The 26,494-nt window shown below is 45.5% G+C and carries 21 protein-coding genes; 3 read left to right on the top strand and 18 right to left on the bottom strand.

Translation table 11 applies throughout. From position 1 onward, the window contains the following. The first annotated feature begins 1 nt into the window (after position 1). Entirely contained in the window at positions 2 to 1,354 is a 1,353-nt protein-coding gene (locus MTR82_RS00365; protein ID WP_246807342.1) for a CoA-disulfide reductase, read from the top strand. 28 nt (positions 1,355 to 1,382) lie between these two features. Here the strand turns inward: MTR82_RS00365 and MTR82_RS00360 are convergent, their stop codons facing one another. The 7 genes from MTR82_RS00360 to MTR82_RS00330 form a co-directional block, all read right to left on the bottom strand. Continuing rightward, positions 1,383 to 2,831, bottom strand: a complete 1,449-nt coding sequence (locus tag MTR82_RS00360; protein WP_246807341.1) for an alpha-amylase family glycosyl hydrolase — start codon at positions 2,829 to 2,831, stop codon at positions 1,383 to 1,385. Positions 2,832 to 3,067: 236 nt separating this feature from the next. Then, positions 3,068 to 3,442: a YisL family protein gene (locus tag MTR82_RS00355; protein ID WP_052650955.1), complete on the bottom strand. Its 375-nt coding sequence runs from the start codon at positions 3,440 to 3,442 to the stop codon at positions 3,068 to 3,070. A gap of 69 nt (positions 3,443 to 3,511) precedes the next feature. Continuing rightward, positions 3,512 to 4,411, bottom strand: coding sequence for a fumarylacetoacetate hydrolase family protein (locus MTR82_RS00350; RefSeq protein WP_052650954.1), 900 nt, complete (start codon positions 4,409 to 4,411; stop codon positions 3,512 to 3,514). Between the two features lie 43 nt (positions 4,412 to 4,454). Then, positions 4,455 to 5,633 (bottom strand): DUF418 domain-containing protein, encoded by a 1,179-nt coding sequence (locus MTR82_RS00345; protein ID WP_110925585.1) that lies wholly within the window; start codon positions 5,631 to 5,633, stop codon positions 4,455 to 4,457. 10 nt (positions 5,634 to 5,643) lie between these two features. Next, positions 5,644 to 9,249: a helicase-exonuclease AddAB subunit AddA gene (addA, locus tag MTR82_RS00340; RefSeq protein ID WP_246807340.1), complete on the bottom strand. Its 3,606-nt coding sequence runs from the start codon at positions 9,247 to 9,249 to the stop codon at positions 5,644 to 5,646. Then, positions 9,227 to 12,703 (bottom strand): helicase-exonuclease AddAB subunit AddB, encoded by a 3,477-nt coding sequence (addB, locus tag MTR82_RS00335; protein WP_246807339.1) that lies wholly within the window; start codon positions 12,701 to 12,703, stop codon positions 9,227 to 9,229. Before addB ends, addA begins: the two co-directional genes overlap by 23 nt. 70 nt (positions 12,704 to 12,773) lie before the next feature. Then, on the bottom strand, positions 12,774 to 13,406 hold the full coding sequence (locus tag MTR82_RS00330) for a TVP38/TMEM64 family protein (protein ID WP_052650951.1): 633 nt from the start codon (positions 13,404 to 13,406) through the stop codon (positions 12,774 to 12,776). 149 nt (positions 13,407 to 13,555) lie between these two features. Here MTR82_RS00330 and MTR82_RS00325 point away from each other — a divergent pair, with 149 nt between their 5' ends. Next, positions 13,556 to 14,248 (top strand): AzlC family ABC transporter permease, encoded by a 693-nt coding sequence (locus tag MTR82_RS00325; RefSeq protein ID WP_052650950.1) that lies wholly within the window; start codon positions 13,556 to 13,558, stop codon positions 14,246 to 14,248. Then, positions 14,248 to 14,556, top strand: coding sequence for an AzlD domain-containing protein (locus MTR82_RS00320; RefSeq protein WP_052650949.1), 309 nt, complete (start codon positions 14,248 to 14,250; stop codon positions 14,554 to 14,556). Before MTR82_RS00325 ends, MTR82_RS00320 begins: the two co-directional genes overlap by 1 nt. 17 nt (positions 14,557 to 14,573) lie before the next feature. On the opposite strand, the gene MTR82_RS00315 is transcribed toward MTR82_RS00320, so the two are convergent. The 11 genes from MTR82_RS00315 to secA form a co-directional block, all read right to left on the bottom strand. Then, a complete protein-coding gene (locus MTR82_RS00315) occupies positions 14,574 to 14,831 on the bottom strand; it encodes a CsbA family protein (RefSeq protein ID WP_052650948.1) in 258 nt (85 codons plus the stop codon). 12 nt (positions 14,832 to 14,843) lie between these two features. Then, positions 14,844 to 15,887 carry a PDZ domain-containing protein gene (locus MTR82_RS00310; RefSeq protein ID WP_246807338.1) on the bottom strand — a complete coding sequence of 348 codons (1,044 nt, stop codon included), beginning with the start codon at positions 15,885 to 15,887 and terminating at the stop codon, positions 14,844 to 14,846. 195 nt (positions 15,888 to 16,082) lie between these two features. Further along, entirely contained in the window at positions 16,083 to 17,189 is a 1,107-nt protein-coding gene (locus MTR82_RS00305) for a trans-sulfuration enzyme family protein (protein WP_246807337.1), read from the bottom strand. A 13-nt stretch (positions 17,190 to 17,202) separates the two neighbouring features. Continuing rightward, a complete protein-coding gene (locus MTR82_RS00300) occupies positions 17,203 to 17,781 on the bottom strand; it encodes a peroxiredoxin family protein (protein WP_246807336.1) in 579 nt (192 codons plus the stop codon). Between the two features lie 118 nt (positions 17,782 to 17,899). Further along, positions 17,900 to 19,285: a murein hydrolase activator EnvC family protein gene (locus MTR82_RS00295; protein ID WP_052650944.1), complete on the bottom strand. Its 1,386-nt coding sequence runs from the start codon at positions 19,283 to 19,285 to the stop codon at positions 17,900 to 17,902. A gap of 45 nt (positions 19,286 to 19,330) precedes the next feature. Next, on the bottom strand, positions 19,331 to 20,215 hold the full coding sequence (gene ftsX / locus MTR82_RS00290) for a permease-like cell division protein FtsX (RefSeq protein WP_052650943.1): 885 nt from the start codon (positions 20,213 to 20,215) through the stop codon (positions 19,331 to 19,333). Then, the gene (gene ftsE, locus MTR82_RS00285; protein WP_052650942.1) at positions 20,205 to 20,891 is read right to left on the bottom strand and encodes a cell division ATP-binding protein FtsE; all 687 of its coding nucleotides are present in this window, start codon (positions 20,889 to 20,891) and stop codon (positions 20,205 to 20,207) included. The genes ftsX and ftsE overlap by 11 nt, the downstream gene beginning before the upstream one ends. Before the next feature lie 273 nt (positions 20,892 to 21,164). Further along, the gene (cccB, locus tag MTR82_RS00280; RefSeq protein WP_052650941.1) at positions 21,165 to 21,497 is read right to left on the bottom strand and encodes a cytochrome c551; all 333 of its coding nucleotides are present in this window, start codon (positions 21,495 to 21,497) and stop codon (positions 21,165 to 21,167) included. Between the two features lie 48 nt (positions 21,498 to 21,545). Continuing rightward, positions 21,546 to 22,418 carry a YitT family protein gene (locus MTR82_RS00275; RefSeq protein ID WP_246807335.1) on the bottom strand — a complete coding sequence of 291 codons (873 nt, stop codon included), beginning with the start codon at positions 22,416 to 22,418 and terminating at the stop codon, positions 21,546 to 21,548. A 220-nt stretch (positions 22,419 to 22,638) separates the two neighbouring features. Then, positions 22,639 to 23,740, bottom strand: a protein-coding gene (prfB, locus tag MTR82_RS00270) for a peptide chain release factor 2 (protein WP_246808535.1) whose coding sequence is annotated in 2 segments (ribosomal slippage) — positions 22,639 to 23,667 and positions 23,669 to 23,740 — 1,101 coding nt in all. Because the reading frame shifts where the segments join, the coding sequence is not laid out codon by codon here. Positions 23,741 to 23,848: 108 nt separating this feature from the next. After that, positions 23,849 to 26,365: a preprotein translocase subunit SecA gene (gene secA / locus MTR82_RS00265; protein WP_246807334.1), complete on the bottom strand. Its 2,517-nt coding sequence runs from the start codon at positions 26,363 to 26,365 to the stop codon at positions 23,849 to 23,851. Between the last annotated feature and the right edge of the window lie 129 nt (positions 26,366 to 26,494).

The raw sequence follows: 26,494 nt of genomic DNA, 5'->3' as shown, positions 1-26,494 counted from the left end.
GATGAAGAAAATCGTGGTTGTCGGAGCCGTCGGCGGTGGCGCTACAGTGGCTGGCCAGATCCGTTTTTACGATAAGGATGCCAAAATCACAGTATTTGACCGCGATTCAACCATGTCTTATGCTGCCTGCGGCACTCCTTATGCGATTGGCGGCGTCATTGAGGATACTGAATCCTTGTTGATGGCCGACCCAGAGCAGTTTAAGGAAAAACGAAACATCGATGTATGGTTAGAGCACGAAGTGATGGAAATTAACCGGGCTGAAAAATCCGTTTTGGTGAAAAACCTTAAAACCGGTGAATGCTTCCACGAACCCTATGATTTTCTCATCCTCTCTCCCGGCGGTTCCGCAATGGTCCCTGTCCTAGACGGTTTGGCTTCTACCGACCATTTTGTTCTTAGAAGCTTTGGTGATATGGAACGGATCATGTCTTATATCGAACAAACGCAACCTTCAAGCTGTGCGGTTTCAGGAGCTGGGTTTATCGGCATTGAAATGGCAGAGAATTTAAAGAACCTGGGCCTCCATGTCCAAATGGTGCATAAATCTTCACACGTCATGTCGATATTGGATCCGGACATCTCTAATCAAGTATTAGCGGAGTTAAAAAGCAACGGTGTGGTTGTACATACGAACTCAGTAATCACAAAAGCAGACCAAAAAGAGCTTCTCTTATCTACGGGACAGAAACTGCACGCTGATTTTCTCATCCTGAGCACCGGATTAAAACCGAATACGGAACTGGCCGAAAAAGCCGGACTTCCAATTGGCGAAACCGGCGGCATCATTACAAATGAATTTATGCAGACGGCCGATTCCTCGATCTATGCGCTGGGAGATGCTTCTGAAAATACCGATTTTGTAACTGGCGGCGCAAAACGCGTACCGCTTGCTTCGCCTGCTCATCGCCAAGCGTTTATCGCTGCCCAACATTTAACGGGGCATGCGATTCCAAAGACCGGTTTGCTTGGCACATCGATTGTCAAAGTCTTCGCGCTCGATGTGGCCATGACCGGTTTGAATGAACGATCCCTGATCGAAAAAGGATTGCTTTATGAGACTGTATTGCTTAAAGGCAATTCAAATGCCGGCTACTATCCGGACCATAGTGAAATCACTTTGAAAGTCCATTTCAACCCTGAGACGAGAAAGATATTAGGTGCCCAGTGCATCGGCAGCAAAGGCGTCGATAAACGAATCGATGTCCTGGCTACTGCGATGTACGCCGGCCTGGCGATTGAAGATTTGCAGGCGCTTGAACTTTGCTACGCGCCTCCTTATTCTTCACCAAAAGACCCGATCAATATGGTCGGCTATAAAGCCATCAGCAACCAAAAAGGAACCAATGCCTAAATCGGTATTGGTTCCTTTTGGTTAACGATTATTTAGTTGTGTTTCTATTTGCTTTCCGTTGCTTGCCTTTTCTCCAGACTATCCATAAGAATGCCATGAATACAAGGTAAAGCACAGCTAAAGCGGCAATATACGCTTTATTGAATCCCGTTTCGTCAATGACGTGGAAAGTTTCCCCTAGTTCGCGGTCCAACGTAATCCGGTAATCGCCGCTCGCTTCCTGGCGGATAATATCGCTTTCGAATAAACCGCGAAGTTCTTTATCGCTGCCGATCACATCAGCCGGAAGGTTGATCGTTTTCGTTTCGGCCGAGTTATTAATCGCAACGATCCACGTTTCTTCTTCATTTGACCGTTTGTAGACTAGCCAATTGGGTTCTTCCAAAATGATTTCCGTTTCTCCTGTGCGAAGCGCTTCCGAAGAATTGCGCAGCGAGTTCAAATCGGAAATATGCTCAATTAATTCTTCATCTACCGACAAGTTCAAGATCTGATGCGACTCTTGCGGAGTGATTCCGTTCATCGCTGTTTCCGATCCGTATTGGACGACCGGAATCCCCGGCATTGTCAGCAATTGAGAAAAGATGACCCGCATACGAGTCGGCGGAAAGCCCCGTTCTGCCACGACATCCGATACAAAGCGCGACCCCAGCAAAGAATCAATCTGGATGAGCTTGCCTTCGCTCGATTCCACCAATTCCCCTAAACCGGTGCTGTCCGCCCCAAAGTTTTTATAGCTTTCGCGCAATGTCTCTTCAGCGCCTGGCAACACCATGGCATCAAAGCCCGCAGTCTCTTCCATTTCTACATCATTTAATAAATAAACATCGCGAATTTCTTTCATCGCTTCTGAAAACTTCTCAATAAACTGTGGATCCAATTGATCGGCATCAGATAGACGCAATCCATCCACTTGATATGTACGAATGAAATCGCCCATAGCGGCAATCAATTCATCCTGCACTTCAGGATTTGAGGTATCTAAAGCCAGCGTCCCCTCTTCATTTTCCGAAAACCATTGCGGATGTTCAGCTGCCCAAATATGGTTGCTGCTGACTTGCTGCGTCGGCACGTCCACCATTAGCTTCAGATCAAATTCATGTGTCTTCTCAACGACTTCCTTCAACTCTTCTTCCGTCCCGAAATGCCGTTCCAACTGCCGGTAATCCAGTACTTTTTTGCCATCATACGTATCGGTTGCAAAAACCGAGCCGATTGATAAAAGCGTAAAGCCCATGTCTTTTACATGCTGCAGCTGTTCGATTACGCCGCCAAAATCACCGCCATTGAAGGCTGCTGGATTTTGCGCATCCACTTCAAAATCGTTTTCGATTTGTTTATTGAAAAACCGGTCAATCAACACGTCATATATAATTTCATCTTCAATCGTCTGTTCTTCTTCTGCAAAAGCTGCGGGTTGGATCAATCCAACTGCCAACACTCCGCTCAAGATGCCTGTTAACCATTTTGCTTTCAATTTAAATCCTCCCTTAATGAGGCTACTCTATTCCAGTCCACCCGATTAATTTTATCAAACCCTTGGCCTTGCTGCTATGGATAATTCCCGAAAACGTCGAGACGCCTTCCCACTTTCGTCTAAACTGTGAATGGACTAAAGATTATAGCTTAAATCAGCCCATAGAAAAACTGCACTTCCATCGTCAGTTGCAACTAACAATGGAAGTGCAGTTCAATTCGGCATTCACTTAAACCTTAAGCTAAGAAATTGATGCCGACTGGCAGTTTAAATCCGAAGAACATGGTTACGAAAAGGAAGACCGCAAACAAAACCCAGAATAATGTAACCGGTTTTTGTTTTTTCGAACGGACCAATACCATTTCCATCATGCCAATCGTCAATAAACCGAACAAGAATTTCAAGCCATATTGCATTGCATCAGATGATGACCATTCGATAAACAAGGCCAATCCTGTAATGATGATCAGGATATAGAACAAACGCAAGATCATGTGGACAATTTTGCGGCCCTTGCTGTCGCGGTTCATGAATGCAGCTACTAGAAACAGTACGATTCCAATAACCCATGTTGTAATGTGTACATGTGTAGTTTCAGTTAAAAAGTCCAAAAGCTCACCTCATTTAATAGTGTCCTTAACAGTTTAGCATAGTTAAGGTGCTAAAAGACATGCCTTCTGTTATGACAAATGTGTGACGAGCGTACCAATTGACTCGATTGAGACTTTGATGGTATCTCCTGCTTTAAGAAACTTAGGCGGATTATATCCTTTTCCTACACCTGAAGGCGTGCCTGTTAAAATCACGTCTCCTGCTTCAAGCGGCACGTATTTGGAAATCTCTGAAACAAGATCATCCACACGGCGGATCATATCTCCAGTGTTGCCATTTTGGCGAACTTCATCATTCACTTTTGTGACAATCGATAAATTTTGGGATTGCGGAATTTCATCTTTTGTGACAAGGTAGGGACCCATCGGGCAAGACCCTTCCAAGCTTTTGCCCAAGAAGAATTGTTGATGTTTTTCCTGCAAGTCACGTGCAGTTAAATCATTTGCTATCGTATAGCCGAAGACATAGTCGTATGCCATCTGCTTCGGAATGGATTTTCCTGGCTTGCCGATGACAACTGCCAACTCACCTTCGTAATCATATGCATCCGTTAGATCTGAATGGACAGAAACAGTCTGTTCATCTGCAGCGATCGTATGCGGCGCTTTTGTAAAGACCACTAAATCGACAGGGCCATCGCCGCCCATTTCCTTAATATGCTCAGTATAGTTTTTGCCGACGCAAATGACATTTTTCGGTGTTTTTGATATTGGAGCTAACCATTCGATATCCGAAAAAGAGAGTTTAAATTGATCTGGATTTTCAGATGCTTTAGCTGCTTCGCTTAATTTGCGCATTTGCTCTACGAATTCCATCCCTTGGGGAATTCCTTCAATCAGTGTAGCAGGAAACGAAGGCAAAACTTCTAATTCCTTTTGAATCGCTAACACATCCCAAACAGCTTCCTCTTTTTTCACTTTTGGTCCAAAACGTTCTTCTTCTTGATATCGAAAAGATAACAGCTTCATTCGTCAAACACTCCTTTTCTTTGATTCCATTCATTATACACATTCATTCTTTTGAATTGTTGCTTTTTTCGAAATTTCTGCCATAGCTCGCTTTGCGCCATAAGAATTCAATCGGGCCTTGCTTAAACTTGGAAAACCAAACTTCTGCAAAAATAAGCTGAATAGCAAAAATTCCAAGCGCAATCCATGTGCCGGTCAATAAATCCACTTGGCCATACAAACCTAAGCCGTATGAGTAGAAAATCAACGTGGCAATGACGGACTGCATTAAATAAGTCGTCAGCGACATCCGCCCCGCCTTGGCTATCGGATTGAACAATTTTTTCGCTCGTGCATTTTGCGCAGCCAATATAATCAGGGAAGCGTATCCAACTGCTACGATCGGTCCGCCAAAAGAATCCTGCAAATAACTATAAGCATAATTATTGTCGATTAAATATGGCGTTGCTTTAAGCACCAACCCAAATGCCAGCGTACTGATTCCGAGGATCCGCCAAAACTTCGTCAACTCTTTCGCGCGTTCGACCAACCGCCATTTGGCTGCCGCTGCACCGATCATGAAGAATGGCAGAATCCGGACAATCAATTCCAGATAATATACAGGATTATTGCTGTACATCCAGTCATCAAACCGTTGGCTGAAAATTTCTGCGAAAGTTCCGGTCGGATACGCAGCCAAGGAATTTTGGACTTCCTGCATACCAGTGTAGAAGTTTGGATCGATGCCAACTGCCACAAACATCAGCGCCAAAAAGAAAAATTGAGGAACCGCATAAATCACAGCCCCTAGGCCCAGGAGCCAAGATGCAGGAATCCGCATCATGCCAATCAATAAGAAACCGGTGATGGCGTAGGTAATTAAAATATCACCATACCAGATTAAAAATGCATGAATGATCCCGATGATCAGCAAAATCGCCAATCTTTTTGCCGCAAAAGGTGCAAATGGCTGGCGCCGCTCCTCGGCTTTCATAAACTGCATAGTTAAACCATACCCAAAAAGGATAGAAAATAACGGATAAAAACTAGCTTGGACGAAGATATCCAAAAAAACGAAAACTTCATCATCCCAAGCTCCATCGAACCAACTGTAAGGATCGATATATGAAAATGGCGAATGGAACGCCAGCATATTAATCAGCAGGATTCCGAGAAGAGAAAACCCGCGCATTAAGTCCAGCGCTGCAATTCGTTCTGTTGCTGCAACAGGTTGTGCTTTCACTTAAATCCTCCTAAATCTTCACTTCTTCGCCTGATGAAAACAAGTACAGCAGGCGTTCTTTAATTGGAATTTTCAATATCGCCTCAACCGCTTCTTGATAAACCGATAATTGAACCTCATACCGTGCCGACATTTCTCTTGGAACATCTGAAATTTGGCTTACCCGGTCTGTTTTGTAATCGAGGAGAACCCAACCATCTTTCTCTTCAAACAAGCAGTCGATAATCCCTTGGACAATTTGATAGTCGCCTGCCTCGTCTTGTTTGGCATAAGTGAATGGAACTTCTCTTTTGATTGTCAAAGCGTTCGAAAGGCGTTCGGCAATTTCACTTTTGTAAAAAGCCTCGATGTCTTTGACACGAATAGCTTTTGCCTCCTCAGCGGATAAAATTTCCCGCCCTGCCAAAGTGCCGATAAACGCTTTAATTTCAGCAGCCTCCATTTTTTCTTTAAATGAGATATGCTGCATGACGGCATGCACCGCAGTTCCAATATCGGCAGCCGACAGCCGTTTATCCTGCATGAAATACGGCCGGTGCATAATTGTTTTTTGGGCAGGGGCATTTGGCTGGATGAATGATTCCGGCTCATCAGAACGCTGAAGCATCTGCAGGCGCTTCATTTCGGAAACGGACTGTTTTGACCGCTTTTCCACAGCGTGCATGAACGGATAACGATAATCAAAACGGGCTTTGATTTCTTCCGTATAGTCTTTTTCATCTGCCGTAATTTGCAAAAGTTCATCCAGATCCAACAGAGCCGGCACCAAGGATTGCGATTCAACAATATTTAGCTGGAAACGCGATTGATGAGGCAACACGCTTCCAAAATTGCCAATCGCCTCCGTGATATCCGGATGCCGGGACAGTGCCGGTCCGATCCAATCCAGATAGCCTTTTGCCCGTGAGCGCATGAAATCGGGCAGCTTAACATCCGAAGAAGATACTTTCCACTTTTCGATCGTCTTCTCGATATCTTTGACAGACGCTGTTAAGTAAAGGCGTTCTTTTGCCCGGGTCATGGCTACGTACAATACGCGCATTTCTTCCGCTTTCATCTGGAGCTGCTTCATTTCCTTCACAGCCAGAAACGGCAGCGAAGTGTATTCAATCCGCGTATCCGGGTTGACAGCTTTCACCGCCAAACCGTAGTCCTGGTCAAATAAATACGATTTATGGAAATCCATTTCATTGAACTGGCGGCCAGTCCCTGCAAAAAACACAACTGGAAACTCCAATCCTTTCGACTTGTGGACGGTCATTAAGCGGACCACATTTTCTTTTTCACTCAATGATTTTGCAGTGCCGAGGTCATCCCCTCTTTCCCGCATCCGGTCGATGAAACGCAGGAAGCGGAACAAGCCGCGAAAAGAAGTTTTTTCATATTCCAGCGCACGGTCATGCAGCGCCCGCAAATTCGCTTGCCGCTGTTTGCCGTTTGTCATGGCGCCTACCATTTCGTAATAGTTTGTATCCAAGTACACTTGCCAAATCAATTCAGCGAGCGATCCGCGGCGGGCCAGATTGCGCCAATCTTCCAATTGATACATAAACCTTCTGAGTTTCTCTGCTGTCGCCGGATGGATGCCAGACCCTCCACGGATAAAAACTTTTAACGCTTCATAGAAAGAGGCTTGCGGAGCAGCCAAACGGATGGCCGCCAGTTCATTTTCCCTAAGCCCGATGAACGGCGAACGCAAGACTGAGACGACCGGTACATCCTGATACGGATTATCGATCACCCGCAGCGTATTCAGCATGATCATCACTTCCAACGCATCAAAATAGCCGCCGGACAGTTCTGCGTACAAAGGAATGCCGGCCATCTTGAATTCGTCTACAAAATCGCCTGACCATGTCATTGAACGCATGAGCACGACAATATCGCTGTACTCCAATGCCCGCTGCGTCTTTTTCCACGGATCGTAGATTTGCGTTTCCTTTTCCATCATTTCCCGGATTTTGCCTGCAATGTAACGGGCTTCCCATTGTGATTTCAACAGCTCATCTTCCGGCTCTTCTTCCGTTTCCGGTTCATGGATCAGCGTCAGTTCTACAGGAACTTCCTGTTCGGGATAAGGTGCCTGATGTTTTAGCGCAGCTGCTTCGTCGTAATTGATCTCCCCTACACGCTCACCCATGATTTGAGAAAAGATATAATTTGTGCCGTCAAGCACTTCTTTGCGGCTGCGGAAATTGGCATTCAAATCGATTCGCATGCCCTGGTCTCCGCCGTCATGGGCAAAACGGTTGTACTTGCCAAGAAACAGCATCGGCTCTGCCAGACGGAAACGGTAGATGGACTGTTTGACATCTCCAACCATGAACAGATTGCCGTCGCTTTCGCTGCCAGATTTGACGAGGGAGAGAATGGTCTCCTGCAGCATATTGGTATCCTGGTACTCATCTACCAACACTTCTGCAAACTGGCGGCGATAATCTTCTGCAATCGCGGAAGGCTTTCCATCATCCATAAGGATTTGAAGCGCATAATGCTCCAAATCGGAAAAATCGACAATGGCGCGTTCAATTTTCAACGCTTTGTACTGCGCGGCGAATTGTTTTGTCAATTCGACCAACGTCCGCATCAATGGAGCCATTTCACGCATTTCATCGAGCAGACGGTTCGGCGTGCGAGTGAAATAGGAGTCGAAGACGCCATTGACGATTTTCTTTACCTCATTCCGGCGCTTTTTCGCTTCGTCAGCAAGAGCCGGGTCGCAGCTGTCTTTTCGAATGGAAGCCGCTTTTCCGAAAGTAAAATTCTTGCTGTATTGGTAGAGGCTCTCCCATGATTCTTCTAATGCAAAAATAGCCTGTCTGACAAGTTCTTCATCCAGATCAAAAGTCTCTGCCAGTATAATCGGGCCATCCGGTTCGCGTGTCAGCTGCTGCCCTTCATGGATCAACTGAAGCGCTTCTTCTAATGCATGGTGGATCGTCATTTTCAAATCACCGATAAATGGCAGATCATCGATAGCGGATCCGCTTGGAACATCGTATAATTCCGGGACTTTCTCGAGCCACTGCTCTGGAGACGGATGGACGCGCGAGTAATCGTACAATTTGCTGAGCAGCACTTCCATTGCCTGGTCGCTTCTGTCGGAAGTGAAGCTGTCTGCCAGCCGGTAGACCGCATCTTGCCCTTCGCCTTCATAAGCCCGTTCAAGCACTGCTTCCAATACATCATCCCGCAGCAAAGCCGCCTCGGTCTCATTGGCAATCCGGAAACCGGGATCGATTTCCAAAAGGTACGCATATTGTTTCACGACTTGCAGGCAGAACGAATGCAGCGTGGAGATCTGAGCTTTATTGATCAAGCGCAGTTGTTTCCGCAAATGCTTCGATTCCGGATTTTCAGCTACCGCTTTTTCCAAAGCTTCCGACATCCGGTGGCGCATTTCTGCAGCTGACGCGTTCGTAAAAGTCACGACCAGCAATTCATCAACGGAAACCGGATCTTCTTCAGATAAAACCCGTTCAATCATCCGGTTGATCAGGACAGCCGTTTTGCCGGATCCAGCTGCTGCTGAAACCAGCATATCCTGCCCTTTTGCCCAGATGGCCTGCCATTGTTCATCTGTCCAAGTGGCATCACTCGGTTTGATCGGTATCATTTGCGATCGTCTCCTTTCGAATCAATTCTACAGCCTTATCTGGCGACAAAGCCGGTAATTTGCGGTAATTTTGTTCAGGATCAGTCGGATCAAACTGGCAGATCGATCGGTAAGAGCAAAATTGGCAAGGGGTATCTTCTTTCACTTTATAAGGCGTAATTTGCGTATCTCCATCCAGAATGCCGTTTCCTGCCGCTTCGTGCTTACCGCGGACAAACTTCCGGATAAAATTCATATCTTCTTTCAAAACCGTTTTTGATTGGGATTTTGAAATCACGCCCTTTTTATTCATGCGCACCGGAATCACATTGGAGAACCCGTCAATTTCATGGTCCATTGCCTGGATCACTTCCGGGTCTTCCACGACCAAGCCGTTCATTTTAAAGGACCGGGCCAATTCCTCTTCCAGCTCTTCTGCGGTTACCAGTTTCGTCAACTTCAACATCGGATTGTGCATGTGGAAATAGAGAACGCCTGCCGGTTCAGCCTCTGCTCCGAGCCAGCGCTCGGAATGAGTCAATGCTACATCCAGATAGGTGAATGTCTGCAGCGACAATCCATGGTAAACATCGCCTAAATCCAATCCCTGTTTGGAAGATTTGTAATCGACTACCCGGATATAAGGCTTTTCGTCGATCTCGGTCGAGTCAATCCGGTCGATGCGTCCCCGGACATTCATCTTTCTTCCGCGTTTCAAATTGATTGCAAGCGGCGGAATCTGCTCTTTCGGCCCAAAACCGACTTCAAGCGCTACCGGTGAAAAGCCGGTCACTTTGGCATGGCGGCTCAGCATAAACGCCGTTTGGCGAATAATGCCTTCCAATTTGTGCTGGATGTAGCGGTAGCGATGCGAACTGATCAAGATATGGTTGACAAAATAAGGCGAAAGTTGATCCATTGCATTTTTGGCCAACTCGCGGCATTGCTTTTCAGTAAGCGAAGACCAGGAGACATTCAAGCGGTTCACTTCATCTGAAATCCATTTGATCGCCGCATGGAAAAGATCGCCTATTGCCGGAGCCGCTAATTTATACTGGCTGCGTTCTTCTAAACGAAGGCCATATGTGACATAATGCGCAAATGCACAGCCATAATACGTCTCCACCCTGGAAACACTTGACGCAATCGGCGTCCCGTATAAAGGTTCAGCTACCTCTTCCCTCAATTGTTCAGCTATATTCGGCTTCAACGGTTCCAAAATTCGTTCAATAACCGATGCCCATAACGGATCCTGCTGATAATAATGGAGGACGGCCCGCCATTCGGGCGACAGTTCTCCGCCACGCAGCTGGGAAGTCAAATAAGACAAACTTGCCCGGGGATGAGAAATGTAAGAAAGATGGGCCGCGTTTCTCAATTCTTCGGGATCAATCACTGCTGGAGTCAGATCGAGAGAAAGCATATCGCTGAGCTTCTGGATATAAAGAGAAGGCAAAAGCGCTTTTCCTTCTTCGTCCGCAATTGGATACGACACAGTCAAATAATCGGAAGAAGAAGTAAATGTCCGATAAGCCATGTAGGTTTCATCCATAAGCCGCATTTTCGAAGTCGGAGCCAATTCAAAGCCGATTTGGGCAAACCATTCTCTTTCCGTATCGGTCAGCAGCCCTTCCTGTTCGACGCGCTGAGGCAAGATGCCGTCATTGGCACCGATGACAAAAACGGATTTAATGTCCATCAAACGGGCTAAATCCATTTTAGATACGGTCACTTGGTCTAATGAAGGCGGAATGCGAGAGAATTCGAGTGTTTCAAATCCTTCGTCCAAAATTTTCAACGCAGCACTCAATTCGACTTCCTTATCGCCGAACATGAGGACGAATTGATCTAAAACAGTTGTCCACTGCGTCCATGCCTGTTCATGTTCCGTTGCAGAAAGCAGGCGGTGTTCCGCCTCTTCTCTATCTTTTAGGGCTTGCAGTTTTTCATAGACATTCAATTGCTCCATAAAGACATATAAAGTTTCGGCAATTTCTCGGCCGGTATTGCATCGTTCCAAATCGCCTCTCAGCTGAAGCAGCGGTTCTCTAATCAAATCACGGACGGCATGAAGCTCTACCTGAGCCGCCAATTCCTCATCCGTTTGAATGCCGGTATGGAATTCCAGCCCACGGTATTTTTTATAGAACCAGCGTTTTTCATCAAACCAGCGCTCTCCATAGATGCCGTTGGCAATGACGAAGTTTTCAAGAATATCACTCCGTTCACGCCATTTGGAGACGCTGCCTTCCGGGAAGAACAAATCGGTCTTGACTGCTCTAAACACCGGCTCGTAGGAAAAATTCGACAGCACCACTTCTAAGACGGAGCGATTGAATTCAATGAGCGGATGGTGCAGCATGGATTTTTTCCGGCTGATAAAATAAGGGATTTCATATTGCGGAAAGACTGTATTAATCAATTCGTCGTAGACTTCCGGCTGCCGGTACAATAAAGCAATGTCCTGGTAGCGAAGCCCATTTCGAACTTGGGCGCGGATTTTTCGGGCCACGGCATGCATCTCTGCCCGGCGATTCGAAGCCTCGACCAATTCAACATTTCCTTCAGAGACGGCTGTACGCAAAGGAAAATCGTCAAAATGTTTTTCGAGATGCGCCAATTCACGGTTATTGAAGCGCCGCTGCTCTGTCATATAAACGGACCTATCGATATCTACGGCTTCCGCTTTTGCCAATTCCGTCAACCGGTATGCAGTATTCGCCGATTGATAAAAGAGGTCCTGTTCATCCTCTGGATTTGATTGGTCATCCATCGGAAGTGCTATAGTCACGTTCTTCGCGTATTTCATGAGTTCAGTCAGTATTTCGTATTCACGGGCTGTGAAATTGACGAATCCATCAATATAAATGGTCGAAGCTTTGATCATTTCCGAATGTTTAATGCGTTCTGAAAGCATCGCTAAATGCCCTTCAGAATCTACAAAAACCGTACCAAGGCGATTTTCGAGTTCCGAAAGGATGAGTTCCAAATCCGAAGCTTTATCAAGCAAAGTGCGGGGAGCCCCCACTTCGGTCAATGAATTGCGGATGCCAGTCAGGTCGCCGCAATCAACGCAGTATCTGGAAAATTCTTTTACCAGCTGTTCAATCTGGTCGGTAAAGCCTCTTTTTCCAGCGGCTCTCCGGAATAATTGAAATTCTTCTTTATGTTCTTCCAATAAACTGCGGATCAGCATGCGATAACCGAAAGTATCCACTTCTCTTCTGCTGATGCCGCCCACTTCCTGCAGTACTCGCCAAGCAAGGCGCTTAAATGTTACAGCTTGGGCACGGATCATGCCTTGCATGCCGTAAGCGGATGAAAGCCGATACTCGGTAGAAAATGACATTTGATCCGGCACGATGAAGAAAATCGGATCGCCGTCAGCTTGCCGCTTTAATTCATCGGCTATTTCTTCCTGGATGAATCGTGTTTTTCCGGAACCTGCGCGTCCGTATACAATCCGTAATGCCATTATTTAACCTCCAATAAGAACGTTTGTTCTAATTATATAAGAACTTGGCCATTTTTGCCATTCACAACCGCTATTCAACTTTTCCGCTTTCGCGCTCTTTTTTGGCTTGCCGAAAATCCGCTTCCACTCGCTTATTCAGCCTTTTCTCCAGCACTTTGCCGATCACATAGAGCAAAATAATCACCACTACAACGACAGCTGTCCGGATCGGTTGCGTAAATAATGCACGGATATCATAGCCGACATAAGAAATCATTAAGACCATTACGAATTTCCCAGCCATCAGCGTCAGCAAATAATAATGGCGGCTGATATTAGATAGCCCTGCCACTAAATTGACTAATGCGGATGGAGTGAAAGGAAAACAGAGCAATAAAAAAAGCGGACCGAAGCCATTCCGTTCAACCCAATGAATCAGCCGCTGTACACGCTCATGTTTTGTCATGAAATTCATGAAGCGGGCCCGGCCATATTTCCGGATAATCAGAAAAACCACATAAGATCCAGCAACCGCCCCGCCCCAGGAAATAAGGAATCCGATCCACAAACCATAGGCTGTCGCATTCGCAAACACAAAAACGAACAGGGGAAGAAACGGAAGAAAGGCTTCAATGAAAGGCAGCAAAAAACCGATTAACGGGCCAAAAGCCCGGTAAGATTGGGTCAATTCAATAATATTTTCCATCGTAAAAAAATCAGCCATGAACTCAATCCTTTTAGGTGCTCTAGTTTTCGAAAAATCATTTCTATTTTCAAATAATTTTATGCTATGCTTATATTCGTATATTAATTACTTTACACTCTTTCTCCTTATTTGGAAAAGAGAAATACTTTGTGCGGGGAGCGATTTGAATGGATGATCGTGGATTTTTTTCCGGGATCAAAGCTGGAACAAGCATTGCCGTAGGTTACTTCCCGATTGCCTTGACTTTCGGATTGTTAGCTAAGACCACGGGCTTATCTTTGATCGAAGCTACTGCGATGAGCATCTTCGTCTATGCAGGTGCAGCCCAATACATATCTCTTTCGTTAATCGCAGCGGGCGTCTCTCCGCTTCTCATTGTTTTAAACACGTTTGTTGTCAACATACGCCACTTTCTTATGACGGCTTCACTCAACGAAAAGATGCAGCCTGAAAAAAAATGGATAAAAGCGCTTTATGCTTTCGGCGTGACGGACGAATCTTTTTCGGTGCTTGCGACGCAAAAAGGCGGCAAACTGCGGACGTCTTTCGGAATTGGCGTCATAGTTGTCGCATACGGCAGCTGGGTCGTCTTTACAGCAGTCGGGCATTTGATCGGAGCCAATCTCCCCCATTTCCTCCAAGCAGCCATGTCAATTGCGCTTTATGCCATGTTTGTCGGTCTCTTAGTCCCTTCCATGCGCGAAAATCGGAAAGTTGTCAGTTTGGCATTAATCGCGGGGTTGATCAATTCTTTCTTTTATTTCACCGGTTGGCTGTCGACCGGATGGGCGATTCTGGTATCGACTCTGGCATCGGCGATCTTGATTGAAATTATTTCTTCGAAAGGCAGGCGAGTTTAATGGGCGCTTGGTATTGGTGGATGATCATCGGCATGGCAATTGTAACGTACTTGCCGCGCGCGATTCCCTTAGCTTTTTTGGAAGGGCGCGAATTGCCGCCGGCTATCCAGAACGTATTGCGCAACATTCCCTACGCCGTATTAGGGGCACTCATTTTCCCGGCCATCTTTTTTGTACAGGAAAATATTTGGTTCGGCATTATCGGAGCCGCTGCTGCTTTTGGCATTGCTTTTGCCGGAGCCAATGTCATGACTGTGGTATTGGGCTCTATTGCAGTGCTCGCCGTCTACAGTGTTTGGTTTTTATAAGGAATTAAAAAACGCCGTTACTCATCTTTATGAGTTTCGGCGTTTTTTCTGCGTTGGTACATCGTCGAAGCATACCAGAATCCAATGGTCAGAGAAGCGGCATTGACGACAAACAAGAGCCACGTGTGGGTATAGCCCGCATACACAGCAGCAGCGATCAGCGCCACTGTCAATATCAATCCAACGATATGATTGAAGGTCACACGGGTAAACAGCACAACAAGCAAACCTGGCACCAATAAAGATAAGAAAAATTTTGTTATCATTGAGTCCATTTAAATTTCTCCTTAGTTGACCACAATCAACCCTAGACGATGGTGATCATGCCGGAAAATGACATGCTGGCGCAATCGGACTTCCCGGTTGTGGTCTAACACTTCCAACCGGCAATGCGCCGCATTCACTTGAATCGCTTCATAGAGCTCGGTTTCATTCGAAACAGACAAACCATTTACTTTTCGGATGACTTCCCCTTTTAACAGCCCCATCTTATCTGCCGGAGAATCCGGCAAGACATCCACAATCATGACCCCCATCGATTGAGGCGTCACTGCATGGTTTCCTTGGCGTTCTTTGATTTCGAAGAATAGCGTAATGGCCAATCGGCCTGCCGCACCTGCTAGCAATGCGACGAAAGCCATCGGTTCCCATAAGAATGAGCCGAGTGCCAAAACGATGATAGCGATTCCCAGTTTCCACGTCAGGCCGCCGATTTTCGGAAAAAGATAAATCGGCAACGTTTTTCTGGAGCGGTTTTGGAAGGCTAAAATAAACGGGACCAGCATGAATGAAAACGAGCTTTGCCCGATTGTAAATTGCGGCCAGTAAGGTGCGTACGCATCAAGTAGGCTTCCTGGAACCACAACCAGTACCGGAATCATCCATAAACGTTTGACGTCATAGACAGCTGCCATCAATCCGCGCGATGTACTTTCGCGGCGGGGAGAAGCTGAGCTGGCGCCTTTTTTCGAAATCAAAATCCCTTCAGCGATCACAAAGGCTCCGGCAATCAATGCTACTGGCACGAGCCAGCCCCAATCAAGATAATGGCCGCCATATTCAAAAATCCCAAAATCGATGGTCCACCCGTTTCGTTTAAAGAGCCAGCCAAGCCCAACAGCCGCTAATGCCAAGTAAACAAATGAACCGAGGTAGAAGACGCCAGTGACCATCATTATAATGCTGATGAGGCTAAGTGCTACGAGCCATTCGAGCGGAACAGCCAATCCAAGTGCACAAAAAAACAGGGAATAAATCAAGATAAAGATCGCGCCATCTTTTAGAAGGCCTGAGAATTCAGTCCACCCCCAAACAATTCGTGTCCGAAACATTTTCCGTTCTCGTTTGACACGGAAATATCCTAACAGAACCGCAGTCAACAGTGCTATGTAAAAAGCAGGGTTGATAAAAAATCTTCCTATGTCCAGTAACGCATCCATTATCACTTCTTCACACCATCCTATCACGGGCACTGTCGTTTCTTTCCATTGTACCAAAGAACCCGATGTTTCTGTAGATTTTTTCGGTTAACGGAAAGCTCCGTCCAATTGTTTTAATAGATCTTCTGTCCCTTCAATTCCTGCAGACAGGCGAACAACTTGCGGAGTAACGCCGATTTTCTGTTTTTCTTCTTCCGTTAATGCTCTGTGCGAGGTGCCGTATGGGTAGGAAACGGTCGTTTCCACCCCCGCAAGAGTAGGAACGATTTTTATCCATCCTAACGAAGAGAAGAATTTAGAGATGTCCATGTCTTCCGGCAGCTCAAATGTAACGATAGCGCCTTTTCCGGGATACCATACTCTCGCCTTTCCGTGCAGAAATTCTGCAATGGCTTGGGCATTTGCCGTTTGGGCTTTCATCCGCACTGCGAGCGTTTTAAGGCCGCGAAGAGTCAGCCAGGCTTCAAAAGGGCTTAAGTTTAGCCCTAAATTAACAACCCGTTTTTCCGCTTCAGCGATTAAATCGGCATTTCCAACGAGGACACCGGCCGTAACATCGCTATGGCCGCCTAAATACTTTGTGGCACTGTGGGCTACCAGATCGGCTCCTTGTGCATAAGGCGCGGTCGTATAAGGCGTCGCAAAAGTATTGTCGATCATTACTTTCACTCCGTAGCGTCCCTTGAATTGCTCCAATGTTTGAAGATTTTCCACACGCAGAAATGGATTGGTAATCGATTCGCTGAAAATCAATTTAACTTCCGGAAAATCAATCAGGATTTGCTCCATTTCATCCGTATTTGTAAAATCGGCAAAGTGTACATGGATGCCCATCCGCAGCAATTCTTCTCTTAAAAGATGAAAAGTTCCCCCGTAGACATCTTCTGCTGCCAGTATATGGTCACCCGACTTCACTACCGCGAGCATGCCTGCAAGTATGGCAGACATGCCCGAAGAAGCCGCGATGCCTTTTGGGGCGCCTTCCATTTCGGCCACCGATTGCCCTAAAGCATCTGTGTTCGGATTTGCAGTGCGCGAATACAAATAGGTGCCATTTCCTTCATAATAGCCCTCCAGCTCTTCTAAAGAAGAAAAAGAGAAAGCAGAGGTCTGGTACAAAGGCATTACTTTTGGTTGAATGAAACGTTCTTCCATTGCCGCAGTGTGGACGGCTTTTGTTTCAATTGAGCGCATGCTAGCATCCCCTTTACTCCATATTGGCGATCATTTCTTTCATCATGGTTTCATTCATCGGCCCGACGATTTTATTTTGGACTCTGCCATCCGTATCGATCATATAGGAAGTTGGGATGGTCACCGCCTGATAAAGTTTTCCGATTTCGCCTTCCTTATCCATCGGAATCGGAAACGTCAGCTCATATTCCTTCACAAAGTTTTGGACTTTATCGACTCCTCGATCTTCCGTCGTTAAATTCACTGCTAGTACTTCGACATTGCTGCTGGCAGCATGCTCTTCAAAATAATTTTGCATATGCGGCATTTCTGCCCTGCACGGCGGACACCACGTGGCCCAAAAATTCAAAATCACTTTTTTTCCTTGGTAATCGGATAGCTTTACTGTTTCGCCTTCTAACGTTGTCAGCTCAAAGTCCGGAGATAATTCGCCTTTGGCCAGGCCTTCATCTGTTGGAAGAAAATCGACATCGCTGCCGAGAGCAATCTTGGCAAGTTCATCTTTGTTTTCAAGATTCGTTTTGACAATCCCAGCAACGGCAATACCGATTAAACAGGCAATAAGCAGTAAACCAATCATTTTTTTAGACATTCGCACGTCACCTCATTCATCTTTCATCATACGATAAATCGACCCTTTTGTTCCACTTCTGTCTCATCAGAACTGCATAGAAAAAAGCCGGCATCAGTGAACGATGCCGGCTTTGGTATTAAAGTGAAATGTAATTTGCAGGATTGACTGCGTTCGTGCGTCCGCCATTCCATGGACCTACATGGATTTCGAAATGCAGATGCGATCCGAATGAACGGCCGGTATTGCCCATAGCGCCGATGCTTTGGCCTTGGGAAACCGATTGACCGACTGATACGCCAATTGAACTCAAGTGAGCATATACAGTCGCATGGGTTTGTCCGTTCAAGGAATGGGTGATGATAATGACATTCCCGTACCCGCCCATAGAACCGGCATATGAAACAAATCCGTTTGCAGCAGCCATGATGTTCGTTCCGACACTATTGGCAATATCTACGCCTTGGTGGAATTCAGGGCCAGCTCCGATATCTCTCCAGCCAAACTTCGAAGTATAGCGGCCTGAAGTCGGGTTGATGAACCCTGAACTTTTTGCCGGCTGTGCTGCTGGCGGCGTATATGCAGGCGCGGCTGGGGCTGCCGGCGCGGCTGCGCTCTTAGCGGCTTTCGCACTTGCAGCTGCTTTGCGCGCTGCCGCTGCTCTTGCTTCTGCAGCAGCTTTTTCTTGGGCCGCTTTTTCAGCAGCCAGTTTGCGTTGGCGCTCTTCTTCCGCTTTGCGTGCTAGTTCAGCCAGTCTTGCCTGTTCAGCAGCAATTTGTTTTTCCAAATCTGCGCTGACATCAATTGTTTCTTCACGCTGCTTTTCAAGTTTCGCTTTTTCATTTGCTAAACGTTTTTGTTCAGCTTCAAGCTTTTTCACTAATCCTTTTTGCTTCGCTTTTTGCTCATCCAAAGATGATTTCAACGAAACCAATTCTGCGCGGCGCTCTTCCTGCTGCGCAAGCTTCGTTTCAACTTCCGCTTTTTGTTCAGCTAGAAGCTGTTTGTCTTCCGCTTGTTCCCGCATGATTTTGCGGTCAGCGTCGATTAATGTATTTACGGCAGAAAAACGGTCAATGAAATCAATAAAGCTGTTGGCACCAAGCAGTACATCTATGTAATCCACTGATCCTCCGCTTAATTGAATCGCACGTGCACGTTCTTGCAGCAACTCGGTTCTTTCTGCAATTTTGCGCTCAAGTTCTTCAATAGAAGCTTTTAGTTCTTCGATTTCATCTTTTGTGACATTGATTTCGCCTTCCACACTGGCAATTTTCGCTTCAGTTTCTTGAATTTTCCCATTCAATTCCTGAATCTGCGCCATAATTTTTTCTAATTCGGATTGATTTACAGAAATCGCTTCAGACTTTTTGTTGATCCCTGAATTCAATTCGCTTTGTTTTTGCTGTGCTTCTTGCTGTTTTTGTTCTAATTCACTCAGTTTATCCGCACTGGCTGTAGGCATGATTAGCGATACAGCTAGCAGCGAAGATAACCCAGTCAACATCCATTTCGACTTCGACATCAAGTTCGTGTTCCCCTTTCGGATTTACGTTCTTTTCTCTCTGTCTTAAACACGCAAGAATTTACGTATTGACATAAAGCTTCCCCAAACTCCTATGAATATGCCCATCAATAGAATCAACGCGCTCACTTGATAGATAAATGGCGAGAATTCCAATAGCTGGAAGATTTCATTTTTTAATCTTGGTTCTGCATAAACTGTAACGTTATAGTATAGAGCGGCTACGAGGCCAATCGGGATGATCGAGCCAAGCAATCCAAGCCACATGCCTTCTAATATGAAGGGAATTCGTACAAACCAGTTTGTCGCGCCCACTAATTTCATAATTTCGATTTCATGGCGTCTTGCAACAATTGTGATCCGGATCGTGTTGGAAATTAAGAACATGGCTGTAAAAAGCAATGCAAGAATTAGTACCAGTCCAACATTGCGGCCGGTATTCAAGACATTGAACAGTTTTTCAATCTTGCCGGCTCCAAATTCCACTTTTTCGATTTGATCGATTTTGGAGATTTCGCCTGCAACCTTTTCAGTCTGCTGCGGATCAATAGATTTTACGTAAAAAACATCAAACAACGGGTTGTTTTGTTCGTAAAGGCTAAAATCATCTCCGAAGTTAAGGATGAGGTCCGTCAATTCTTCCTCTTTAGTAGAGAAGTCTACTGATTCGACCCCCGGCAATACACTGATTTCATTTTCAAGCCGGTCAATATCTTCTTGACCAGTTTCCAACGCGATAAATACTTTCATTTCCACATCATTTTCTACATCATCAGCTATTTTGTTTAAGTTCATCATAATCAAAACAAAAACACCGACAAGCAATAACGTGACGGTTACTGCACTGACTGATGCAAAAGTCATCCAGCCATTCCGTCCAAGGCTTTTCAGGCTTTCACGGAAATGGCGCCCTAATGTTCTAGCCTTCATAGCCGTAATCACCTCCGGCTACGTCTCTTACGATCAATCCGCCTTCAATGGCGATAACGCGATGTCTCATTGAGTTTACAATTTCCCGGTTGTGGGTTGCCATCAAGATCGTTGTTCCGCTTTTATTGATCTGTTCAAACAATCTCATGATGTCCCATGAAGTTTCCGGATCTAAGTTTCCAGTAGGCTCATCTGCAATAACCACTTTCGGTTTATTGACGATCGAACGTGCGATGGATACCCGCTGCTGCTCCCCACCCGATAATTCCGTCGGGAACATGCGTGCTTTATGTTTTAATCCTACTAAATCCAAGACTTTCAATACGCGCTTGCGGATCTCTTCCGGTTTTTCTTCTATTACTTCCAGCGCAAACGCTACGTTTTCGTAAACGTTCAGTTTAGGAAGCAATTTAAAATCCTGGAAGACGACGCCGATTTGGCGGCGAAGCAACGGTACTTTAGAGTTCTTTAATGTAGCGATATCAATGCCGTCTACGAACATTTGACCTGAGGTTGGGCGTTCTTCCCGATACATCATCTTGATAAATGTCGATTTCCCCGCTCCACTCGGACCTACTACATATACGAATTCGCCTTGGTCGATCTCAACATTCATTCCGTTGAGTGCCACAATGCCGTTCGAATACTTTTTGTAGACATTTTTCATTTGAATCATTTACTAACCACCTATATATATTAAGAGTTTCCGTAAATCTTGAGTTCCATGAAAATTTCTAGCAGAATCATTATAACACCTTAAACCTCTTTTTTTATTACATTTATGTATCAATTAAAATTCAATATGAAATATTTTATAGATAAATAGTAATGTCTTTTTCTAAAATTAAACATCAAATTAGTATCATTTTACTCTATTTTAGCGCATTTTTTCACTAAACTGAATTTATGACATTTTTGTGAAATAGAAAAAACCGGCTATTCAGCCGGTTTACTTCTTCTCGGATAACCATTGGGCTACTGCATCTGCTTCTTCGCCTTCAATGATATCTGGAGGCATTGCTCCTCGTCCATTATCAATGACATCACGAATTTCTTCTTCTGATAATCGGGAACCGACATCATTCAAAGATGGAAAATTGCCTGCACCTTCCAGGTTTTCACCGTGGCACGAAATGCAATTTTGCTGTACCACTTGCTCCGGGTCTATCGATGAGTCATCTGAACCGCCGCTATCTGGCGCATCTGCTGAATCATCGCCCCCGCCGCATGCACCAAGCACTAGCGCTGAACCGAATAATAAAGCCATTAGCTGTTTCTTCATGCTGGGTCCCTCCTCTCGTTTTTGCCTACCTATTAGAGTATACCAAAGTTATGCGCGTTTGAAACCTTCCCCAAGCACCTCTACAGCATCCGATACGATAACAAAGGCGGACGGGTCAATAATTTTCACCAAGTTCTTCAACCGCGTAAATTCCGTCTGATGAACGACAACCATAATCATTGGCTTTTCAGCTTCGGTATAGCCGCCTGTAGCCGATAGCTTCGTAACGCCCCGGTCGATTTCTTCATAAATTGCATCGCGGATTTCCGCCTGCTTGTTCGTAATGATGTAAACCAATTTCGATCGGCCAAATCCGACTTGGACCAAATCGATCGTTTTGGTCGTTACGTACAATCCGATCAAGGCGTACAACCCTTTTTCGATATCGAACACTAAAGCAGCTGCTAAAACAATCATTCCATCGATTAACGCTACGCTTGTCCCGAGCGTCAGCCCCGTATATTTGGTGATGATTTGTGCAGCCAGATCCGTCCCTCCTGTAGACGCTTGTCCGCGAAAGACGATTCCGAGCCCAAGCCCTACCATAATTCCGCCGAACAAAGAACCGAGCAAGGGATTCATCGTCCAAGGTTCCCACGATTCTGTCATAAACACGACAAAAGGAAGAAATACCGTTCCCACTGCTGTTTTGATTCCGAAGTTCTTGCCGAGCAGTATGACACCTGCGATAAAGAGCGGAATATTAAAAGCCCATTGCACAAAGGCGGGCTTCCAATCAAAGACACCTTTTAAAATGGTACTGATTCCACTGACACCGCCCGAAGCCACTTCATTCGGCAGCAAAAATACATTAAATGAAATCGCTACGATTGCCGAGCCCAAAATGACACTGGCGTATTCTAAAATTACACTAAGAACCGGATGCGGCTCTTTTCTTATTCGCTGATTTTTTTTCCCCATTCAACTTTCCTCATTCCTGCCTAATCTTGAGTTCAACCCTGTCAGAGTATATCAAAGCTCCAGCTACTTGTGAACTTCATCAAGATAAAGAGAAAGGCCTCGACAGCGCTAAGCGTTATCGAGGCCTTATTATAATAGGAGGATACTTTCTTAAATTAACCGAATCTGCTCGGTCTCGGGATTATTATTTGTCGCGGCTAACCGGCCACCTCCGCTTTTCTTACTGCATCTTCGAACGCAGCAACGAGTTGATGAAGCCGTCGATATCTCCATCCATCACAGCTTGCAGATTCCCGGTTTCGTAATTTGTGCGGTGGTCTTTTACCATCGAATACGGGTGGAACACGTAAGAGCGAATTTGGCTGCCCCAGCCGATTTCTTTTTGTTCTCCACGAATTTCAAGAAGCTCGGCTTCCTGTTCTTGGATTTTCAATGCATAGAGTTTAGCTTTCAGCATCTGCATCGCTTTTTCGCGGTTTTTGATCTGAGAGCGTTCTTGTTGGCAAGTCACTACTGCCCCTGTCGGCAAGTGAGTGATTCGAACGGCAGAATCGGTCGTGTTGATGTGCTGTCCGCCGGCGCCGCTCGCCCGGTACGTATCAATTTTCAAATCTTCCGTCCGGATATCGATTTCGATTTCCCCGGTGAATTCCGGCATGACTTCACACGATACAAATGAAGTATGGCGGCGGCCAGAAGAATCGAATGGAGAAATGCGGACTAAGCGGTGAACGCCTTTTTCCGCTTTCAAGTAGCCGTATGCATTGTGCCCTTTAATGCCCAATGTGACAGATTTTACGCCAGCTTCATCTCCCGCCAAGTAATCAAGCGTTTCAACTTTAAACCCGCGTTTTTCCGCCCAGCGCGTATACATGCGCAGAAGCATCGAACACCAATCCTGCGACTCCGTGCCGCCTGCACCTGGATGCAATTCTAAAATAGCATTATTTTTATCATAGGGTTCACTTAACAGCATCGTTAATTCGTAGTCCCCTAGTTCTTTTTTAAAGGTTTGCATTTCTTCACTGATTTCTTCGTGCAGTTCTTCGTCGTTTTCTTCACGAAGCAATTCCAGCGTCATTTCTAAATTTTCCTGGGTTTCCGTAAAACGATGATACGTATTCACAATATCTTTCAATCCGTTCAATTCCGAAATGACCGTTTGTGCCGACTCTTGATCGTTCCAAAAGTTCGGATCCAGCATCATTTCATCCAATTCCTGGATTCTGGCTTCTTTGTTTTCTAAGTCAAAGAGACCCCCTAAAGTCCGCCAGTTTGCTGGCTGATTTATCAAGTTCGTTTCGGATGTCTGCTAATTCCATCATTATGTGTTCCTCCTCAAAATAACACCGAAGAGCAGATGCTCTTCGGTCCTGTGGCTTGCTTTTATTTATTTCATTTTAACGGCTTTTTTGAATCAGAGGCCGCTTTTAAACTGTTGCCCCATGGCAGTTTTTAAACTTTTTGCCGCTGCCGCATGGGCATGGTTCGTTGCGTCCGACAGCCATATCGTTGCGTACCGGAGCTTTTTTCTTTTTCGGTGCCGGCCCATCTTCTTTCGGATTGACTGCTTGCCCTTTTGCCACTTCTTCACGTTCAAGATTATTGCGGATTTCCGCTTTCATGGCATATTTTGCAACGTCTTCCTCAATGGATAAGACCATTTCCTCGAACATCGCGAATCCTTCGTTTTGGTATTCACGAAGCGGATCGTTTTGGCCATAAGCACGCAAGTGAATACCTTGGCGCAATTGGTCCATTGCATCGATATGGTCGATCCATTTTGTATCGATTGAACGAAGCAAAACAACTTTCTCAAATTCGCGCATGCGTTCAGAAGTCATTTCTTCTTCTTTTTCATCATAGCGTTTCATAACTTCCGCTTTGATGAAATCAATCAATTGTTCTTGGGTCTTTCCTTTTAAATCTTCAACTGTAATTGTGTTTTCAGGCAATAAGTTTGCTGAAGCCACATCTACAAGCGATTTGTAATTCCAATTTTCCGGGTTCTCTTCCGAAGTATGTGCATGGACCATACGTTCAATGGAACCATCAATCATCCGTTCAACGAGTGCACGCATGTTCTCGGTTTCAAGAACTTCCATCCGTTCTTTGTAAATAATCTCACGCTGCTGGCGCAAAACATCGTCATATTGAAGCAAACGTTTACGGGCATCAAAGTTATTTCCTTCAACCCGTTTTTGCGCAGACTCAACCGAACGGTTGACCATTTTAGACTGCAGCGGCTGGGAATCATCCATCCCTAGTTTGCCCATCATATTGCGCATGGCATCCGATCCGAAGCGGCGCATCAAATCATCTTCCAAAGAAAGATAAAATTGCGTTACACCCGGGTCGCCTTGGCGTCCAGAACGGCCTCGGAGCTGATTGTCGATACGGCGGGACTCATGCCGTTCCGTACCCAGAACCGCTAAACCGCCTGCCTCGGTCACGCCTTCGCCAAGTTTAATATCGGTTCCGCGTCCAGCCATGTTTGTTGCAATTGTTACTGCGCCTCTCTGGCCGGCATTCAAAATGATTTCCGCCTCATGCGCATGGTTTTTCGCATTCAGTACGGAATGCTTGATGCCTTTTTTCGTCAAGTAATCAGAAATGATTTCCGACGTTTCAATTGCAACCGTACCGACTAGTACCGGCTGGCCATTTTTATGGCGCTCCGCAATATCATCAGCAACAGCTTTATATTTTCCAGCAATGGTCGCGTAGATCAAATCGACTCTGTCATCACGAATGATCGGTTTATTTGTCGGAATGGCAATAACGTTCATATTGTAAATATTGCGGAATTCCTCTTCTTCCGTTTTCGCTGTACCGGTCATGCCGGAAAGTTTATCGTACATACGGAAAAAGTTCTGGAATGTAATAGTCGCCATCGTCATGGATTCGTTTTGGACTTCCAAACCTTCTTTGGCTTCAATTGCCTGGTGCAATCCATCTGAATAGCGGCGCCCTTTCATCAAACGGCCCGTAAACTGATCGACAATCACGACTTCCCCGTCTTGAACCACATAATCAACGTCTTTATGCATGGTCACTTGCGCTTTTAACGATTGGTTGATTGCGTGGTTTAAACGGACATGGCGAATATCGAATAAGTTATCGATATTAAATGCTTTTTCCACTTTTTCAATGCCGTCTTCTGTCAACACAACGCCTTTTGTCGTTTCATCATACGTATAATCGGTATCTTTCACCAAAATCCGGGAGAAAGCATTCGCTTGCATATACAATTGCGCTGCTTTCGCCGCCTGTCCTGAAATGATAAGCGGCGTACGCGCTTCATCGATCAAAACGGAGTCAACTTCATCAATTACTGCAAAATTCAATGGACGCTGAACCATGTCTTCTTTGTAGAGCACCATATTATCCCGAAGATAATCAAAACCAAGTTCGTTATTGGTGCTATATGTGATATCTGCTTGATACGCTTGGCGTTTTTCATCTTTCGTCAAGCTGTTCAAGTTCAATCCGACCGTTAGCCCAAGCCACTCGAATAACTGGCCCATTTCACCGGCATCCCGGCTCGCCAAATATTCGTTGACAGTTACGACATGAACCCCTTTTTTCGAAATGGCATTTAAGTAGACGGCCATGGTTGAAGTCAATGTTTTACCTTCACCGGTTTTCATCTCGGAAATATTGCCTTCGTGAAGTGCAGCTGCACCCATGATCTGAACACGGAATGGGTACATGCCCAAAACGCGCTTAGAAGCTTCACGAATCGTCGCAAAGGCTTCAGGCAATAGATCGTCCAATGACTCACCCTTAGCAGAACGTTCAATAAATAGTTCGGTTTTCGCTTTTAAGGCATCATCCGATAAAGCTGCATATTCTGAAGCTAGCGCTTCGACCTGATCGGCTGTTTTTTCTAATCTTTTCAAGTCCCGTTTGTTCGGGTCAAATACTTTGTTTAATACTCCAAGCATCTATAACCGCTCCCTGCGTAGTGTCCGGCTAAAACAAGTCCAGCCGGATCGCTTTTGCTTTAATATTCTTATTCATTTTGAATTAGTCCTTAATGACTAAAATATTCAAAATCTCTTAGTCCTTGGCAA

The organism is Planococcus ruber (assembly GCF_022819085.1).
In the GTDB taxonomy this organism is placed as follows: Bacteria; Bacillota; Bacilli; order Bacillales_A; family Planococcaceae; genus Planococcus; species Planococcus ruber.
The sequence above is the reverse complement of the archived record's forward strand: the minus strand, read 5'-3'. Positions and strand labels throughout refer to the sequence as shown.